14 protein-coding genes are annotated in these 17503 nt (G+C 57.4%); 2 read left to right on the top strand and 12 right to left on the bottom strand.

Annotation, left to right across the window (positions count from 1 at the left end; translation table 11 throughout):
- Positions 1–15 precede the first annotated feature (15 nt).
- The 9 genes from GTP27_RS03955 to GTP27_RS03915 all read right to left on the bottom strand — a co-directional run bounded on the left by GTP27_RS03955 (position 16) and on the right by GTP27_RS03915 (position 10278).
- Positions 16–987, bottom strand: a complete 972-nt coding sequence (locus tag GTP27_RS03955; protein ID WP_161037881.1) for a bifunctional riboflavin kinase/FAD synthetase — start codon at positions 985–987, stop codon at positions 16–18.
- 170 nt (positions 988–1157) lie between these two features.
- A complete protein-coding gene (locus tag GTP27_RS03950) occupies positions 1158–2378 on the bottom strand; it encodes a tetratricopeptide repeat protein (RefSeq protein ID WP_229633373.1) in 1221 nt (406 codons plus the stop codon).
- A 67-nt stretch (positions 2379–2445) separates the two neighbouring features.
- A complete protein-coding gene (locus tag GTP27_RS03945; RefSeq protein ID WP_202416532.1) occupies positions 2446–2877 on the bottom strand; it encodes an ExbD/TolR family protein in 432 nt (143 codons plus the stop codon).
- A gap of 58 nt (positions 2878–2935) precedes the next feature.
- A complete protein-coding gene (locus GTP27_RS03940) occupies positions 2936–3364 on the bottom strand; it encodes an ExbD/TolR family protein (protein WP_155433220.1) in 429 nt (142 codons plus the stop codon).
- A 6-nt stretch (positions 3365–3370) separates the two neighbouring features.
- A complete protein-coding gene (locus GTP27_RS03935; protein WP_202416531.1) occupies positions 3371–4270 on the bottom strand; it encodes a MotA/TolQ/ExbB proton channel family protein in 900 nt (299 codons plus the stop codon).
- Between the two features lie 82 nt (positions 4271–4352).
- On the bottom strand, positions 4353–5012 hold the full coding sequence (locus GTP27_RS03930) for an energy transducer TonB (RefSeq protein WP_161037880.1): 660 nt from the start codon (positions 5010–5012) through the stop codon (positions 4353–4355).
- Between the two features lie 490 nt (positions 5013–5502).
- Positions 5503–7032, bottom strand: coding sequence for a SpoVR family protein (locus GTP27_RS03925; RefSeq protein ID WP_161037879.1), 1530 nt, complete (start codon positions 7030–7032; stop codon positions 5503–5505).
- Positions 7029–8300 carry a YeaH/YhbH family protein gene (locus tag GTP27_RS03920; protein WP_161037878.1) on the bottom strand — a complete coding sequence of 424 codons (1272 nt, stop codon included), beginning with the start codon at positions 8298–8300 and terminating at the stop codon, positions 7029–7031. The genes GTP27_RS03925 and GTP27_RS03920 overlap by 4 nt, the downstream gene beginning before the upstream one ends.
- Before the next feature lie 55 nt (positions 8301–8355).
- On the bottom strand, positions 8356–10278 hold the full coding sequence (locus tag GTP27_RS03915) for a PrkA family serine protein kinase (RefSeq protein WP_161037877.1): 1923 nt from the start codon (positions 10276–10278) through the stop codon (positions 8356–8358).
- A gap of 412 nt (positions 10279–10690) precedes the next feature.
- On the opposite strand from GTP27_RS03915, the gene GTP27_RS03910 reads away from it, so the two are divergent.
- Together GTP27_RS03910 and GTP27_RS03905 are read left to right on the top strand one after the other, a co-directional pair.
- Entirely contained in the window at positions 10691–11698 is a 1008-nt protein-coding gene (locus GTP27_RS03910; RefSeq protein ID WP_161037876.1) for an adenosine deaminase, read from the top strand.
- A gap of 6 nt (positions 11699–11704) precedes the next feature.
- A complete protein-coding gene (locus GTP27_RS03905) occupies positions 11705–14242 on the top strand; it encodes an ABC transporter permease (RefSeq protein WP_161037875.1) in 2538 nt (845 codons plus the stop codon).
- Between the two features lie 92 nt (positions 14243–14334).
- Here the strand turns inward: GTP27_RS03905 and GTP27_RS03900 are convergent, their stop codons facing one another.
- From GTP27_RS03900 to GTP27_RS03890, 3 genes are all read right to left on the bottom strand, one after another.
- Entirely contained in the window at positions 14335–14958 is a 624-nt protein-coding gene (locus GTP27_RS03900; RefSeq protein ID WP_161037874.1) for a hypothetical protein, read from the bottom strand.
- A gap of 157 nt (positions 14959–15115) precedes the next feature.
- Positions 15116–16126 carry a response regulator gene (locus GTP27_RS03895; protein ID WP_161037873.1) on the bottom strand — a complete coding sequence of 337 codons (1011 nt, stop codon included), beginning with the start codon at positions 16124–16126 and terminating at the stop codon, positions 15116–15118.
- A gap of 3 nt (positions 16127–16129) precedes the next feature.
- On the bottom strand, positions 16130–17281 hold the full coding sequence (locus GTP27_RS03890; protein WP_229633372.1) for a sensor histidine kinase: 1152 nt from the start codon (positions 17279–17281) through the stop codon (positions 16130–16132).
- Between the last annotated feature and the right edge of the window lie 222 nt (positions 17282–17503).

Genomic DNA, 17503 nt, shown 5'->3' with positions numbered 1-17503 from the left:
TAGCTGATCGCGCGCTCAAATTCGGTCGGTTGCGGTGACGGCGCCATCGCGTTCGGCAAAGTAGCGCCGCGCAATGGCAGCGTCATTGTTGATGGCAGCAGTCAGGGTGGGCAGATCGGTGTATTTTGCTTCGTCGCGTATCTTGTGCAGGAATTCCACTCTGACCTGCTTGCCGTAGCAGTTGGCGGCAAAGTCGAACACGTGCACTTCCAGCAGCACACGGCCGCTATCGTCTACCGTGGGGCGTACGCCCAGGCTGGCCACGGCGGGTAAAGGCTGGCCGGCCAGGCCGTGCACCTGCACAATGAAGATGCCGGCCAGTGCAGGCCGGTGCGAGACGCGCAGATTCAGGGTGGGAAAGCCCAGCGTGCGGCCCAGTTTCTGGCCGTGGATCACATGGCCGGAGATGGCATACGGATGGCCGAGCAGGGCTTCGGCCTGCACAAAGTCGCCTTGCGCCAGCGCCAGCCGCACAGCGGATGAGGAAACGCGCAGATCGCCCTGCATCACGGTCGGCAGGGTATGCACTTCAAAGCCGTAGCGCTGGCCCGCTTCCATCAGCATGGCCACGTTGCCGGCCCGTCTGGCGCCGTAGCAGAAATCGTCGCCCACCATCAGCCATTTCACGTGCAGGCCTTCGACCAGCACCTGCTCGGTGAACTGCTGCGGGGTGAGGGCGGCGAACGGCGCGGAAAAATGTTCGACGATGACGCGGTCTATGCCGTTATCGGACAGCGATTGCAGTTTATCGCGCAGATTGGCGATACGGGCCGGCGCTTTGCTAAGGTCGCCCATTTTACGGGCAAAGAATTCACGCGGGTGCGGTTCGAAGGTCATCACGGCCGCTTCCAGCCCCAGTTCGCTGGCGGCTGCCCGCACGCGGCCGAGCAATGCCTGATGGCCCAGATGGACACCGTCGAAATTGCCGATCGTTAGGGCGCAGGGCGCACGTGCCGCCGCATTAGGGAGACCTCGAAATACCTTCATGGAATCTGGGTGGAACTGTCGCTAAAGGGGAGATTATACGGTCTGTTGGCCGTGGCTGACAGTTAACCGCACTCTGGCGGGCAAAAAGCAAGGGTAGATAGCTCAAACAGGCAAAAAAAACGCCGCCGGCACGGGGCCGGCGGCGCTAGTAACCCTACAACCGTGTCGGATTACGAACGGTTCAGGTTCAGAGTCCAGTAACGGGCCAGATCGGCGGTGCCGTCCTTGCCTTTGACCGATTTCAGGGTGCTCAGTGCAGCAGCTTTCTTGCCGGCGATAGACTGAGCGATACCCAGATGCAGCTTGGCAGCTTCCGGATTACGGGCGCTGTCCAGTTTCACAGCCTGCTCCATCAGTGCCAGACCTTTATCGGTCTTGCCCGCGGTAACCAGCGCGTAGCCCATGTTGGACAGAGCGTCGGCATCCTTGGCTTTGACTGCTTCGGCTTCAGCAGCAGCCTGCTTGGCTTCGAACTCGGTCTGGGTCTTGGCAGCCAGGTCTTTCAGGCGCTGGTGACGCGCAGCGTCGGAACCGGTGCCCAGTGCGCCTTTTTTGTAGCCCTGATCGATGATCTTGACGGCTTCGGCAGCATTGCCAGCTTGCAGTGCCAGCTGCGACATTTCCATGAATTCGCTAGGCTTGGTCAGCAGACCGTTAGCCAGGCGCAGACGCAGCACGTCCAGCGACAGCGAGGAAGCGAAGCCAGGCTTGCCGGAAACGCGGTTCAGCAGGTCAGCCCAGTAGCTGGTCTTAGGATAGGCGCCAGCCAGTTTTTCCAGCGTCTGGACATAGCCTTCCTTGTCGTTCTGTTTCAGCTGGATATTGGCCAGCATCTGCAGCGCGCCTTCGGAAGCGCCTTTGGTGCCTTGCAGTTCCTTGGCCGCTTCCGCGTATTTGCCGCTGATGTAGTAGGTCTGGATCAGCAGTTCGTGCATCTGGGCGTCGCCCGGATTGTCTTTCAGTGCACGCTGGATCCAGGTAATGGCTTTCGGGTAGTCCTTGGCGCGGTAGTAGATACCGGCCAGAGCCTGGGTAAATTTCGGAGCTTCGGCAGGCGCCAGCTTGCCGGAGTTGATGACCGTTTCGAAGGCCTTGGCGGCGGCGTCGTTATCGCCAGCGGCAGCTGCGGCCGAAGCGCGGGTGCGCTCGATCATGTAGATTTCGTTAGGGGACTTGCCACCGACAGCGTCGGTTTCTTTCAGTTTAGCCAGCGCTTCCTTGTTCTTGCCGGCTGCGGCCAGTTTCTGTGCTTCTTGCAGTGGTTTGCCGATTTCAGCGCGCACTGCTTCGGCAGCGTAGGCAACCGAGGAAAGACCGGCCAGAGGAGCTGCTGCAGTGAAGCCAATAGCGGCCATTACCAGGCCGAGATGAGCGAGACGAAACTTGGTCATGGATTTTCTTTCATCAAAATGCGAAATAGGCAGGAATGGTCCTGCCTATTGTTGAACATATAACTGTTTATTGGAACTGTTCGTTGCCGACCAGACCAATTTTAGTCACGCCCAGACGTTGAGCCGAAGCCATCACGCCTGCCACGACTTTATACGAAACCAGCTTGTTCGGACGCAGATGCACTTCCGGCTGATCTGGCTGAGCGGCGACATCGGTCAGTTTCGCTTCCAGGGAGCTGCGGTCAGGAACGACAGCGTTATCCCACAGAATCGTACCGTCGAAGTCGACGTCAATCGTGATGACCACAGGTTCTTTCACAGGCGGTGGCGGGGTGCCGACCGGCATGTTCAAGTTGACCGAGTGGTTGGCTTTAGGAATCGTAATGATCATCATGATAATCAGCACCAGCATCACGTCGATGAGGGGCGTCATATTCATTTCCATCATTGGTTCCGGATCCGCGCCTGCGCTGGCGGGGGAGCCGACATTCATACTCATGGTGTTTCCTTTTTAGAAGGGCAGACCGGCGGACCGGTCTGCGATGCACTTTGAGGGATTAACCCTTATCAGGCGGTTCGGTAATGAAACCGACCTTCTGAATACCAGCGCGCTGGGTAGTGTAAATAACCTTGCCGATTGCTTCGTAGCGAGTTTCCTGGTCGCCACGTACATGTACTTCCGGCTGAGGCAACTTAACTGCTTCCACCTTCAGAAGGTCGAACAGCTCATTCGCGTCGCGCATTTTCTTCTGATTCCAGTAGATGTCGCCATCTTTGCTTACAACGATGTTGACATCTTCCGGCTTGGTCTGAATAACCTGGTTGGTTTCTTCTGGCAGCTGGATCTTGATCAGCTTCAGAACAACCGGGCTCGTGATCAGGAAGATAATCAGCAGAACCAACATGATGTCCACGAGGGGCGTCGTGTTGATTTCTGACATGACTTGATCTTCGTCTCCGCTATCGGAGCCTACGGACATCGACATGATTAATTATCCAATCTTTTTAGCGCCAGCAGCACGGCCAGCTTCGCTGGTGGACATTGCGCCCGAGATCAGTACCGAGTGCACGTCAGCCGAGAACGAACGCACGTCTTCCATTGCCGACTTGTTACGACGTACCAGCCAGTTGTAACCCAGAACGGCAGGAACTGCAACGAACAGACCGAAAGCGGTCATGATCAGTGCTTCACCCACTGGACCTGCAACTTTGTCGATCGATGCGTTACCCGACATGCCGATAGCGATCAGTGCATTGTAAATACCCCAAACGGTACCGAACAGACCGATGAACGGTGCGGTCGAACCTACGGTTGCCAGGAAGGACAGGCCGTCTTGCAGACGCGATTGAACTTTGTCAACAGCGCGCTGGATGGACATGGTCACCCAGGTCGACAGGTCGATCTGTTCCAGCAGGGCGCCGTCGTGGTGAGCGGTAGCTTTGGTGCCGGTTTCAGCGATGAAGCGGAATGGCGAGCCGTCGGTCAGGGTAGCCGAACCAGCAGCGATCGACGAAGCTTTCCAGAACTTAGCCGAAGTTTCTTTCGACTGTTTGAAGATCTTCATCTGGTCGATCAGTTTGGTGATGATGATGTACCACGAACCCATGGACATCAGCGACAGGATGATCAGGGTACCGCGCGAAACGAAACCTGCTTCCCACACAGCAGCGAAGCCGTAAGGATTGTCCACTTCTTCTTTAGCGCCTTTAGCAGCTGGTGCTTCTGCTGCTGGGGCAGCTGCCGCATCCGCTGGAGCGGCTGCTGGGGCCGAAGCGGCTGCCGAGGCTGGCGCATCTTCAGCGAAAGCTGGTGCGCTTACCAGGGCGGTTGCTGCGGTCACGGAAAACAGCACTGCGGCCAGTACAGCGGACAAACGGGTATTCTTAAACATGCTTCCTCCAAATTGATAATAATAAGATCGCTGAACTATTTGACAACGAAATCATAAATGAGACTAAGACTGCAGTCTCGGTTTAATCCAGCGACCAGACGTATTGCACTGGTTGCCACTGCTGTTCAGGCTTGCCATCAACCGTGGCTGGCTTGAATCGGCATTTACCCAAGGCGTTTTGCGCTGCCTTGTCCAGGTCGCGGAAGCCCGAAGACTTCGTGACTTTGGATTCCATCACCGAGCCGTCTACCCCGATCAGGAAAGAAACGGTGGTAACACCGGTTTCTTCGTTACGCAGCGAGCTCTTAGGATATTCAGGCTTGGCGCAGGTGCTCATGTCAGCGACTGCTGGCGTGCGCACCGATTTTGCCGGGCCAGGAGCCGCTGCCGGAGCTGCCGGAGGCGTCTTCTGGATTTCAGTCGTCGCAGGCTTGACGTTAGTAGCATTGCTAATAACGCTCTGGGCCGGTGGCGGCTGCTGCACATTCACCTCAACTGGCGGGATGAATGGCGGTGGTGGCGCTTTCATCTCTGGCGGAGGTGGTGGCGGTGGGAGTTCCTTTGGTGGAGGAGGTTTCACCTCCTCAATGATCTTGGTCTCCACTGGTGCGATCATTTTGCTTACCAGACGTTTGCCCAAGCCAGTCACGATGCCGTAAGCGACCAGGACGTGCAACAAAACGACAATGGTAATGCCCGTAAAGTTCTTCCCGGTGCTTTTCTCGTTGTGCGTGAAATTCATGCCTGCTTTCTCCAATACCAACTCTTTTTGTTGCTACTTAAACCCCAAAATGGCGACACAAAACAACAGCCGCATCCGGGACGTCGGCGAATTATACATACGAATTCTTGATTTTACATAGAATTTTCATCCCTTAAATCGCTTTAATTTCATAGGGTTTTCCTAGGTGTTAGCGCTCTCATCGCACCACTCTGATACAAAATGCAAGTCACCCCGGTGCATTTTGTCGGCGCGATGCACCACGACATTACTTAGTTTTCCCTTAAGGCTAAAAACGGAATTTTATGCACGTAAAATTACTACATCCAAACGATAATTCGGCCCTAAATCTTTCTTTTGTGAAATGCTTGCGCCAGCCCTGCATCAAATAACTGCAAAAAAAGATTGACTTTTGCAGTGCAGCATGCATTAGCGAATATGGCAGGCATTCCGCATGGTTTATACCTTGCAAGAGTTGTGCCCGCTTGCGATTAGTGGTCACGATTGCCGGCTAACTGCTGCGTCCCCGTTTTTCCCGTTTCACTTCGAGCGTGCTCAGTACCTCGCCCTGCGCGTTCACGGTCTCCAGATGCACATCAAAGCCCCAGAGGCGTGCTACATGCTTGAGCACTTCGCCGGCCTGCTGGTTGAGCGGGCGGCGCTGGAACTGGGTATGGCGCAGCGTCAATGCGCGGTCATCGCGCGTATTCACCGACCATACCTGTATATTGGGCTCGCGGTTGCCGAGGTTGTACTGCTCGGCCAGCTGCTGGCGCACATAGCGGTAGCCGGATTCATCGTGGATAGCCGAGATTGCCAGCTTTTCGTTCTGGTCGTCGTCCAGTACGGCAAAGAAATGGAATTCCCGGATCAGCCGGGGCGAAAGGTACTGGGCGATGAAGCTTTCGTCTTTGAAATTGCGCATGGCAAAGTCCAGCGTCTTACGCCAGTCGCTGCCGGCGATATCAGGGAACCAGGCCCGGTCCTCGTCGGTAGGCTGTTCGCAGATGCGGCGGATATCGCTCATCATGGCGAAACCGAGAGCATACGGATTGATGCCACTATAGTAGGGGCTGCTGACCGGCGGCTGGTACACCACATTGGTATGGCTCTTTAAGAACTCCATCATAAAGCCATCGCCCACGACGCCTTCGTCGTACAACTGGTTCAATATCGTGTAGTGCCAGAAGGTGGCCCAGCCTTCGTTCATGACCTGAGTCTGGCGCTGCGGATAGAAGTACTGCGAGATTTTGCGCACAATACGCACCATTTCGCGCTGCCAGGGTTCCAATAATGGTGCATATTTCTCGATAAAGTAGAGCAGATTCTCTTCCGGCTCGGGCGGGAAGCGCAGCGCCTCCTTGCTGACTTCCTCTTCTTCGCGGCGCGGCACGGTGCGCCACAGTTCATTCACCTGCGACTGTATATAGGCTTCGCGCTCTTTCTGGCGCGCTCTTTCCTGCGCCAGCGACAAGCGGGCCGGACGTTTGTAGCGGTCCACGCCATAGTTCTGGATGGCATGGCAGGAATCGAGCAGCAGTTCCACCGCATCGATGCCATGGCGCTGCTCGCATTCGGCGATATAGTTCTTGGCGAACACCATGTAATCGACGATGGCTTCTGCATCCGTCCACGTGCGGAACAGATAATTGCCCTTAAAGAAAGAATTGTGGCCGTAAGCGGCGTGGGTAATCACTAATGCCTGCATGGTCAGGCTGTTTTCTTCCATCAGATAGGCGATGCAGGGATTGGAGTTGATGACGATTTCGTAGGCCAGCCCCATCTGGCCGCGCTTATAGCTCTTTTCCGTGGCCAGAAAATGTTTGCCGAATGACCAGTGGTTATATGACACCGGCATGCCTACCGAGGTGTAGGCATCCATCATCTGTTCGGCGGTGATGATTTCCAGCTGGTTGGGGTAGGTGTCTAGCCCGAAATTGGCAGCAACCCGGCGGATTTCTTCATGGGCCTGCTCGATCAGCTCGAAGGTCCATTCGGACTGGTCGGGCAGGGCATGGGGATGGCGGGGCATGGCGTTCATGATTTCGGCTGCTTCTTGAACAGTTCGCGGAACACCGGATAGATGTCGGCCGGCGTGACGATTTTCTGCATGGCGAAATGGGCGTGGTGATCCGGCACTTGGGCATACTGTTCCCACAGGTTCTGCGGCGGACCATCGGTAATCTCCACATAGGTGTAGTACTGCACCTTGGGCATGATGGTGTTGACCAGCAGCTGGCGGCACAGGATGGAATCGTTATCCCAGTTATCGCCATCCGAGGCCTGCGCCACATAGCTATTCCAGGCGCCGCCGCCGTAGCGCTCGTCGATGATCTGGTTGAGCAGGTTCAGCGCCGACGACACCACCGTGCCGCCCGATTCGCGCGAATGGAAGAATTCGTTCTCGTCTACTTCCGCTGCGGCCGTGTGGTGGCGGATGAAGACCACGTCGATCTTGTCATACACGCGCTTGAGGAACAGATACAGCAGAATGAAGAAGCGCTTGGCCGTGTCCTTGCGCGTTTCATCCATCGAACCGGAGACATCCATGATGCAGAACATCACGGCCTGGGTCATGGGCTTGGGGACTTTGATGCGGTTGCTGTAGCGCAGGTCGAACGGATCGATGAAAGGTATCGCGATCAGCCGCGTGTGCAGATGGTGGATCAGCTTTTTCAGTTCCAGCACCCGCGGCGCATCGGCGGCTGTGCCATCCTGCAGCAATTGCACCAGTTCCGTTTCGGCTTCCTGCAACTGCTTGCGCGCATGCCCGCCCACGGCAATGCGCCGTCCCAGTGCGCCCCGCAAGGAGCGCAGTACATGGATGTTGGACGGTGTACCGGACATATTGTAGCCGGCACGCTGGTTCTTGAACTCGGTGCTGCTGCTGAGCTGGGTTTTCACCATATGCGGCAATTCCAGATCTTCGAAGAAGTAGTTCATGAACTCTTCGCGCGACAGTTCGAAAATAAAGTCGTCTTCCGAAGTCTGGTCGCTATTGCCGGCCTTGCCCCGTCCGGCGCCGCCACCTCCACGGGGACGATTGATCAGATCGCCTTTCTGGTATTCCTCGTTGCCGGGATTGACGGTCTCCCACACGCCGCCGTGAGCGTGGCCAAATGAAGGCTCGCCCACATCCTTGACGGGGATGGAGACTTTTTCGCCATTTTCCACGTCCGTGATGGAGCGCCCCTTGATGGCGCGCCCCACCGCGTCCTTGATCTGGGCCTTGTAGCGCCGCAGGAAGCGCTCGCGATTGACCGCAGATTTGTTCTTGCCCTGCAAACGCCGGTCGATGAGGTAAGTCAAATGACCTCCCGTTGCTCGTTACTAGGCTGCTCGCGCAGCGCTCACAGCCGCTACGCTAGGACGACTTGCGTACCCGCAGATACCATTCGCACAGCAGCCTGACCTGTTTGGCCGTATAGCCTTTTTCCACCATGCGGGCGACAAAGTCCGCATGCTTGTTGGCATCCTCGGCACTGGCTTTGGCATTGAAGGAAATTACCGGCAGCAGTTCCTCCGTATTCGAGAACATCTTCTTCTCGATTACGCTGCGGAATTTCTCGTAACTGGTCCAGGCCGGATTCTTGCCGCCGTTATTGGCCCGTGCCCGCAAGCCGAAGTTGACGATCTCGTTGCGGAAATCTTTCGGGTTGGAGATGCCGGCCGGTTTCTCGATCTTTTCCAGTTCGTTGTTGAGCGACTCGCGGTCGAAGCTTTCGCCCGTATCGGGATCGCGGTATTCCTGATCCTGTATCCAGAAGTCGGCAAAGGTGACGTAGCGGTCGAAGATGTTCTGGCCGTATTCGGAATAGCTTTCCAGATAGGCGGTCTGGATTTCCTTGCCGATGAACTCGACATAGCGCTGCGCCAGATGTTCCTTGATATACGAGAAGTAGCGCTGCTCCGTTTCAGGCGGGAACTGTTCGCGCTCGACCTGCTGCTCCAGCACATACAGCAGGTGGACGGGATTGGCGGCTACTTCCGTATTATCGAAGTTGAAGACTTTAGACAGGATTTTGAAGGCGAAGCGGGTAGATAGCCCGCTCATGCCTTCGTCCACCCCGGCATAGTCGACATACTCGTGCATGGACTTGGCTTTCGGGTCCGTGTCCTTGAGGTTTTCGCCATCGTAGACGAGCATTTTGCTGAAGATGCTGGAGTTTTCCGGATCTTTCAGACGCGACAGAATGGCGAACTGGGCCATCATCTTGAGCGTGCCCGGCGCGCAGGGCGCCTGCGCCAGCGAAGAATGGGCGATCAGTTTGTCGTAGATCTTGATTTCGTCGGTGACGCGCAGGCAGTACGGCACTTTGACGATGTAGATCCGGTCAAGGAAGGCTTCGTTATTGCGGTTGTTCTTGAAGGTTTTCCATTCCGACTCGTTGGAGTGGGCCAGGATGATGCCTTCGAACGGTATCGCGCCAAAGCCTTCCGTGCCTTTGTAATTGCCTTCCTGGGTGGCCGTCAGCAGCGGGTGCAGTACCTTGATGGGGGCCTTGAACATTTCGACGAATTCCATCAGGCCCTGATTGGCCAGGCACAGGCCGCCCGAATAGCTGTAGGCATCGGGATCATCCTGCGAATAGTCTTCCAGCTTGCGGATATCCACCTTGCCCACCAGCGAAGAAATATCCTGATTATTTTCGTCGCCCGGTTCGGTTTTCGAAATGGCGATCTGTTTGAGCACGGAAGGGTAGCGCTTGACCACGCGGAACTGGTTGATGTCGCCATTGAATTCATGCAAGCGCTTGACCGCCCACGGACTGGGGATATTGCGCAGATAGCGGCGCGGAATGCCATAGTCTTCTTCGAGCAGGGTGCCGTCTTCCTCTTCGTTGAACAGGCCCAGCGGCGATTCGTTGACGGGCGAGCCTTTCAGACAGTAGAAGGGCACGTGTTCCATCAGCGATTTGAGCTTTTCGGCGATCGATGATTTACCGCCACCTACCGGCCCCAGCAGGTACAGGATCTGCTTGCGTTCTTCCAGCCCTTGTGCCGCATGGCGGAAATAGGACACCACCTGTTCTATCACTTCTTCCGTGCCGTAGAACTCGCGGAAGGCCGGATAGATTTTGATGACCTTGTTGGCGAAGATGCGCGACAAACGCGTATCGTTGCGCGTGTCCACCAGCGTGGGCTCGCCGATGGCAGCCAGCATGCGTTCCGGTGCGCTCGCATAAGTGAGTTTGTCTTTTTTGCAGAGTTCGAGATATTCCTTCATGGACATCTCTTCTTCTCTGGTGCGTTCGTAGCGGGCGGCGTAGTTGTCAAAAATGGTCATTTGTATGTCCTCTTTAATGTGAACTTACTGGTCGCGTGAGCCGGTTCAATGACGCTGCCGGTTCTGCACGATGTCTGCCTTTTCTGATCTTCTTATTCTTGTGGCCCGCTTCTTTAATGGTGACGGATTGCCCGTAACGGTGAGCTGGCTTTATTGCCGAACGGCTTATATGTGTAGTGCGTAATGCTTCTTACGTTTGTGAAATTGATTATTGCGCTATTAAATACGGAAGTCAAAATAATTGTCGTGCTGTGACAGGCCAGTTTTTCTGTCACAGTAGCACGCTTGCGCATGGTCTGCTGATCGCAGCGCAAACGGAGCAGAAAACCAGCAGCGGCAGGGCTTCCTGACGCGCCGTGCGCGCATGCGCTAAGATGTGCCCATTCAATTATTCGCAACAGGAAAATCGACCATGCTGAACTCCCCATTGCGCACGATCGTGCAGCAGATGCCTAAAGCCGAACTGCATATCCACATCGAAGGTTCGCTGGAACCGGAGCTGATCTTTGCACTGGCGCAGCGCAACAATGTGAGCCTGGCCTACCCCAGTGTGGAAGCGCTGCGCGCCGCCTATGCTTTCACCGATCTGCAATCCTTCCTCGATATTTATTATGCAGGCGCCAGCGTGCTGCTGAAGGAACAGGACTTCTATGACATGACGGCGGCCTATCTGCAGCGCGCTGCTGCCGACAACGTGCGCCATGCGGAAATCTTCTTCGATCCGCAGACGCACACGGCACGTGGCGTGCCCATGCAGGCGGTGATCGACGGCATCTATCGTGCCTGTCAGGATAGCCCCGTATCGGCCACGCTGATCCTGAGTTTTCTGCGCCATCTGCCGGAAGAAGATGCCTTCGCCACGCTGGAAGCTGCACTGCCGCACCGCGACAAATTTATCGGCATCGGACTCGATTCTTCCGAACGGGGCAACCCGCCGGAAAAATTTGCCCGCGTGTTTGCGCGCTGCAAGGAGCTGGGTTTTCATCTGGTGGCGCACGCCGGCGAGGAAGGTCCGCCAGCCTATATCAGCACGGCACTTGACACCTTGCAGGTGGAGCGCATCGATCACGGCGTGCGTTGCACCGACGATGCAGCGCTGGTGCAGCGGCTCGCGCGCGAGCAGGTGGCGCTGACGGTGTGCCCGTTGTCGAATATCAAACTGTGCGTATTTGGCGACATGGGCCAGCACAATCTGCTGCAATTGCTTGATGCCGGCATCATGGCTACCGTCAATTCCGACGACCCGGCCTACTTTGGCGGCTATATGAATGCCAACTTCGAAGCCGCTTTCGAGGCTTTGCCGCTAGGCCTGCACCATGCGCAGCGGCTGGCGCGTAACAGCTTTGCCGCCTCCTTTTTGCCGCCGGCGCAGAAGCAGGCCTATCTGGACGAAGTTGACGCCTATTTCGCTGCCCTGTAAGCCGCCATGTTTGCACTTGCCCTGAAAATGACCCTGCGCGACTGGCGTGCCGGCCAGTTGCGTTTCCTGCTGATGGCGCTGACAGTGGCCGTGGCCGCGCTGTCAGCCACCGGCTTCTTCATCGACCGCTTGCGCGCCGGACTCGATCGCGATGCGCGCCAGCTGATAGGCGCCGATGTGGTGGTGAATGCCGATCTGCCCGTTAATCCTGCATGGCGTGCCGAGGCGCAGCGGCGCGGGCTGGTGCTGGTCGATGTGGTCAGCTTCGTCAGCATGGCGCAGGTAGGCGAGGGCGAGCAGTCGCGCTCCGTGCTGGCTGCTTTGAAGGCGGTCGGTCCCGGCTATCCCTTGCGGGGCCGCTTGCGTACCACGACCGATGCACTGGCCGCGCAGCAGGGACAGGGCGAGGTGGCCGAAGATGTGCCGGCGGCAGGCACGGTATGGCTGGACCCGGCGCTGCTCGGTAGTCTGGATACCCGCGTGGGCGAGCAGCTAAAACTCGGCGAGCGCAGTTTTACCATCACCCGTCTGATCGCAGCCGAGCCGGACCGCGGGGCCAACTTCATGGCGTTTGCGCCGCGCGTCATGCTGTCGCTCGGTGATCTGGCGGCGACCAATCTGATCCAGCCCGGCTCGCGTGTGACCTACCGCCTGCTGGTGGCCGGTGCGGATGGCCAGAAAGCCGCTACCCAGGCGGCAGGCCAGTTCGGCGCATGGCTGGAGCAGCAGATCAGCGCGCAGAACATCAAAGGAGTGCGGATCGAAACGCTGGCCAGCGGACGGGGCGAGATGCGCGCCACGCTGGAACGGGCCGACCATTTCCTGTCGCTGGTGGGGCTGCTGTCGGCTTTGCTGGCCGCAGTGGCCGTGGCCATGGCGGCACGCCGTTTCATGCAGCGTCATCTCGATGCCTGCGCCATGCTGCGCTGTCTGGGTCTGACGCAGAATCAGGTGACGGCCATGTATCTGATCGAATTCCTGCTGGTCGGGCTGGGCGGTAGTCTGGCCGGCGTGTTGATAGGCTATGCCGCGCACCATGTGCTGCTGCAGGCGCTGGCCTCGCTGGTTGGCAATGAATTGCCGGCACCGTCGCTGGTGCCGGCCCTGCAGGGACTGGGCACGGGCGTGCTGCTGCTGGCAGCGTTTGCACTGCCACCGATACTGCAGCTGCGCAAAGTGCCGCATAACCGTGTAATCCGGCGCGAACAGGAGCCGCCGCAGGTGGCGGCGCTGGCGACTTACGGCCTCGGACTGACTGGCTTCTGCGCGCTGCTGCTGTGGCAGGCCGGTGATGCCCAGCTGGCGCTGTACACGGCGCTGGGCTTTGCCGCCGCCTTCGGCCTGTTTGCGCTGGTGGGCTGGCTGGGGCTGGCCGCGTTGAAACCCCTGCGCGGTATGCTCGATCATCAGAGCTGGCGCTTTGCCCTGACCTCGCTGCAGCGTCGCCCCAGTGCCACGCTGGTGCAGATAGTGGCGCTGGCGCTGGGCCTGATGGCCTTGCTGGTGCTGACGGTGGTGCGCGGCGATCTGATGACGGCATGGCGCAAAGCCACGCCGGCCGATGCACCCAACCGCTTCATCATCAATATCCAGCCCGAACAGTCGGCCGATATTGCGCGCCGCCTGCAGGCAGCGGGTGTCAGCTACGCGCCGCAGTATCCGATGATCCGTGGCCGCCTGACGGCCGTGAACGGTGTTGCGGTGACGGCCGACACCTACACGGAAGAAGGGGCGCGAGGTCTGGCTGACCGCGAATTCAATTTGTCCACCATGGCGCAGATGCAGGCCGAGAACCAGATCGTGCAAGGACACTGGTTTGCCGACCGGCCGGGGGCGCCGGAAGCGTCGGTGGAAGAAGGCATCGCCAAGACGCTCAAGTGGAAGCTGGGCGACAAGCTGCGCTTCGATATTGCCGGTGCGCCCGTCGATGCCACCATTACCAGCATACGCAAGCTGGAATGGGGTTCGATGCGGGTTAACTTCTTCGTGATTATCAATCCGGCAGCGATGACGGAAGTGTCGCAAAGCTGGCTTACCGCCTTCCATCTGCCGCCAGCACAGGCCGGCCTGACCAATACGCTGACGCGTGATTACCCGAATCTGACCATCGTTGATGTGGGCGCAATTCTGCAGCAGGTGCAGCAGGTGCTCGATCAGGTGATCACGGCGGTGGAGTTTCTGTTCATCTTCACGCTTGCGTCCGGTTTGCTGGTGCTGTATGCAGCGCTGATGGGATCGCAGGATGAACGTACCCGTGAAGCAGCGTTGCTGCGGGCGCTTGGAGCAACCCGTCAGCAGCTGGCGCAGGCGCAGATGATAGAGTTTCTGCTGGTGGGCGGTCTGTCCGGGCTGCTGGCAGCCACGGCAGCGGCCACCATGGGCTGGGCGCTGGCAACTTATCAGTTCAAATTCGCCTGGAGTTTTACGCCATCGGTCTGGCTGATCGGCCTGCTGGCAGGCGGCTTGTGTGCCATAGCCGGCGGCTGGCTAGGCTTGCGCAATGTGCTGCGCCAGCCGCCTTTGCAGACGCTGCGCGAGGCTTGAGCGTAAGCGACATTATGCTGCTAGTATAACCACCTCCAGCACCTCTTCGGGAAGTGCTGGAGCGATGGCTAGCGCTCGCCAGGAGGTATTAATTAGCGCAAGCTCTGACGTATTTCGCAGAGCTGTTGCTGCTGTTCCGGAGATAATAGTTGGGCCTGATCATTCAGGTTGGCAATAAACATGCGTGCCTTTTCCAGATGGCTAGAATCGCTACTGAGCTCGCTCTGAACCTTCATCACACTCCTTAAATAGTCCAGATGGCAGGCCACGTAATCAGGATTTCTGAACGTTCTGTCGCAGCAGCGATGTACGTTTGAGCGCAATTCGGTTAAACGCTCATTGAGTTCCTGATTTACCGTGTTCATCACGGACTGCTTCTCTTGGCGTAACATTTTTTCCTGTACGGCCGCATGCAGGGTGAATTCGCCAGTCTTTTCCAGATGTGCCAGAAATCGAGCAAGTTCCGGTGTCGAGTTTTCGCTCAGTAATTCGGGCAGTTTGTTGCGGATGCGCCGGACTTCCGAAGTGAGGCCAATTTTTTCGCGCAGATCTCCCCATACACTATGAATTTTGCTCTGGAGGGCGCTCCAAGGCTTGCGTGCACATGTGGACTGCACCGGCGTATAAATTCTGCTGTTTGGATGAAGGATCACTTCCACAAAGTTACTGGGGACTGCGCTGACGACGGCGCTTGAATTTTCTGCGCGGCTAGGCATGAGGTTAAGCTTTCATTGAGATGGTAGAGGAGAACCGAGTGGTAAAGCATGCATATGCAAGTATGTAACGGGGCAGCTCTGATAGTTCTGCTGTAAGTTGCGCGCCTGTGCTCAGGGCAAACTGTCCAACTGCGGCGCGCTGGCTTTTGCGTCGCGCTTAGGCTTGCGTGCCATCGATGGCATGCCGCTGGCAGAGGAAATCGGCGTAGGCGTAGGGCTGCTGGCGGAAATAGTGGGCAGGCAGGTCGAACAGGGCCCAGTAATACGTTTTTCTGCCGAGACAAACTTGTGCTGCGGCGCAGTAGCGGTGCCACTGGTCGCCGATGTCTGGGCGGTACATGCTATCGCCGTGCGGATCATGGAAAAATGGTAGTACGCGTTTGGCTAGCAGCGCTTCCAGTAGGGCCGGCGGCGCATCGCTGTCGCGCGCAATTTCATACTGGGCGAACATGCCTTCTGCCGTTTCTATCATGAGCAGGCTGGCTTTGCCGTGCCCGTCAATGAGCAGGATGCCGCTGGGATTGGCGAACACATAGTGCTCGACGATGCCGAGGCGGGTGCGTAAGTCGTCTATCAGTCCGGCCACTACCGGATCGGCGAGGAAGTGGTAGTGGTGCAGCAATACCAGTTCGCGCAGGGTTTCTTCGCGGTCGTCGAAATAGGCTTGCTGCAACGTGCGGATCTGTTGCTCCAGCTGATCGAGTGCGTGCGGATCGCTCTTCTGGATATAGCGGTCGATCAGGCCGCGGTTGAAAGCATTGACGGCAATTTTTTCATCTGCTGCCCCTGTGAACAGGATTTTCTTGCAGGGCAGGTGGGCGATGGCGGCGCAGAATTCCAGCCCGTTCATCTGCGGCATCGAGTAGTCCACCACGACGACGGATGGCGTGGCAAAGCGCTCGCGCTGTTCGCAAATGCGGTAGATGCGCTCCAGATCGATGGCGACATTGCATTGGTCTGCTGGCAGGTTCTGCATATCGAAATTGACCTGCAGTGGTATGCGTTCCGGCTGGCGTTCGCGTGCGAGCCAGCGCTGTGCGGCAAAGGCGTCGTCAAAAGCGAGCGTGGGCAGGACGGGGGCGAGCTGGAACGACAGGCTGCGCAGAAACGAGCTGCTATCGTCTACCAGTACGGTAAGGGTAGGGTGTGCATAGACAGGAAGATGCATGCATTACCTCGCTGTTGTGGCTAGCACGGGTGGAAATTCGAGTACAAAAATGGCATATGCCTGCTCGCGCGTGACGCAGCGTATGCGGCTATTCCACGCCCGCAGTATGTCCTGGCACAGCGCGAGGCCGATGCCGCTGCCGTTGTGTGCAGGGTAGGAGTAGAAGCGGCGGAAAATGAGTGGCAAATGATGTCGCGCGATACCGCAGCCGGTGTCGATGAACAGCAGTCTGGGAACCTGATGCTGGCCATCGACGATGATACGCACCCGTCCTTTGCCGGCGCGATGGATGGCTTTGAGGGCGTTGCGAAGTAGATTGAGCAGTACGATCACCGCCAGTTCGCTCTGACCTGCGAAGTGGAAATCGGTACGCAGTTCCAGTGCGACCTGCTGTTTCTGGGCGTGGCTGACAAAAGGGTAGCGTTCCAGCATGGCTGCTACTGCGGCGTGCATGGATACCATTTCGATTGGCCGCAGGTTCTGCCGCACGGCACTAGCGCTGAGCAGAAACAGATCTATCATGTGGTTCATATGGCGTACTTCGAACTGTATGCGCGCCAGTGCATCGATGGCAGCGAATTTTTCTTCTCCGTTGCGGCAGATGCCTGTGCCGTAAGTGCGTAGCAATCCCCGTACATTGGCGTTCACGCTACTGAGTGGTGTGCGCAGTTCGTGCGCCACGCTAGCTAGCCCTGCGCCCAGTCCAGCCAGTTTTTCTTGCGCCAGCATGTGACGGCTGATTTTGGCAACGGACAGGACGGCTATCGTGAACCAGTGTATAGGTAGCTGCTGTAAAGCTTCCTTGCTGAGCAGGGTAGCGGCGTCACCCGCCACAATCGCGGCGCAGCAGGCGGCCAGCGTTCCAGCCAGATAAGCCTGCATAGCCAACGCTGTTTCGAAGTGAAACAGCAGCACCAGCGCGATCAGCAGCGATTCTCCCCAAACGCCGGATGCATGGTTCATCAGGAACATGTAGGTGAAAAAGAATGGCAGCACATAGCTAAGCGTTAGCAGTAGATAGGCCTGCAGCATGCGCGGATGATAGCAGCGCGCGAACAGGCCCAGCAGGCAGAGCACGATCCCCAGCGCGCGCAGGGTCAGCGACTCATACTCCTGAGGGAAAAAGTGATGCCAGATCAGGTAATACAGCGGCATCGTAACCGTGCCTATGCAGGCAAGCAGAAACACGCGCACGACGGTATGTTGCTCATGACCATGAATATGCACTAGGTCCTGCAGGCAAGTCCGCAGGCGGAAATTCCAGGGAGGGAGGAGGTGCTGGGGCATAGCAGCGTTGATCTTAATCAAAGCGCCATCTTCGCCTGAATTTGTTGCGCGGTTGAATGTTTCGCCTCACCTGTTGACCGGCGTCAAACG

The sequence above is a fragment of the Duganella qianjiadongensis genome, assembly GCF_009857915.1.
GTDB classification, from domain to species: domain Bacteria; phylum Pseudomonadota; class Gammaproteobacteria; order Burkholderiales; family Burkholderiaceae_D; genus Rugamonas; species Rugamonas qianjiadongensis.
This window is presented reverse-complemented; position numbering and strand designations above follow the sequence as displayed.

Excerpts from the sequence above, each read along its gene's own strand:
- GTP27_RS03925 (WP_161037879.1), bottom strand. The coding sequence starts at position 7,032 with ATGAACGCCATGCCCCGCCATCCCCATGCCCTGCCCGACCAGTCCGAA.
- GTP27_RS03945 (WP_202416532.1), bottom strand. The coding sequence starts at position 2,877 with ATGAGTATGAATGTCGGCTCCCCCGCCAGCGCAGGCGCGGATCCGGAA.
- GTP27_RS03915 (WP_161037877.1), bottom strand. The coding sequence starts at position 10,278 with ATGACCATTTTTGACAACTACGCCGCCCGCTACGAACGCACCAGAGAA.
- GTP27_RS03895 (WP_161037873.1), bottom strand. The coding sequence starts at position 16,126 with ATGCATCTTCCTGTCTATGCACACCCTACCCTTACCGTACTGGTAGAC.
- GTP27_RS03930 (WP_161037880.1), bottom strand. The coding sequence starts at position 5,012 with ATGAATTTCACGCACAACGAGAAAAGCACCGGGAAGAACTTTACGGGC.
- GTP27_RS03950 (WP_229633373.1), bottom strand. The coding sequence starts at position 2,378 with ATGACCAAGTTTCGTCTCGCTCATCTCGGCCTGGTAATGGCCGCTATT.
- GTP27_RS03905 (WP_161037875.1), top strand. The coding sequence starts at position 11,705 with ATGTTTGCACTTGCCCTGAAAATGACCCTGCGCGACTGGCGTGCCGGC.
- GTP27_RS03900 (WP_161037874.1), bottom strand. The coding sequence starts at position 14,958 with ATGCCTAGCCGCGCAGAAAATTCAAGCGCCGTCGTCAGCGCAGTCCCC.
- GTP27_RS03890 (WP_229633372.1), bottom strand. The coding sequence starts at position 17,281 with ATGCCGCTGTATTACCTGATCTGGCATCACTTTTTCCCTCAGGAGTAT.
- GTP27_RS03935 (WP_202416531.1), bottom strand. The coding sequence starts at position 4,270 with ATGTTTAAGAATACCCGTTTGTCCGCTGTACTGGCCGCAGTGCTGTTT.
- GTP27_RS03955 (WP_161037881.1), bottom strand. The coding sequence starts at position 987 with ATGAAGGTATTTCGAGGTCTCCCTAATGCGGCGGCACGTGCGCCCTGC.
- GTP27_RS03910 (WP_161037876.1), top strand. The coding sequence starts at position 10,691 with ATGCTGAACTCCCCATTGCGCACGATCGTGCAGCAGATGCCTAAAGCC.
- GTP27_RS03940 (WP_155433220.1), bottom strand. The coding sequence starts at position 3,364 with ATGTCGATGTCCGTAGGCTCCGATAGCGGAGACGAAGATCAAGTCATG.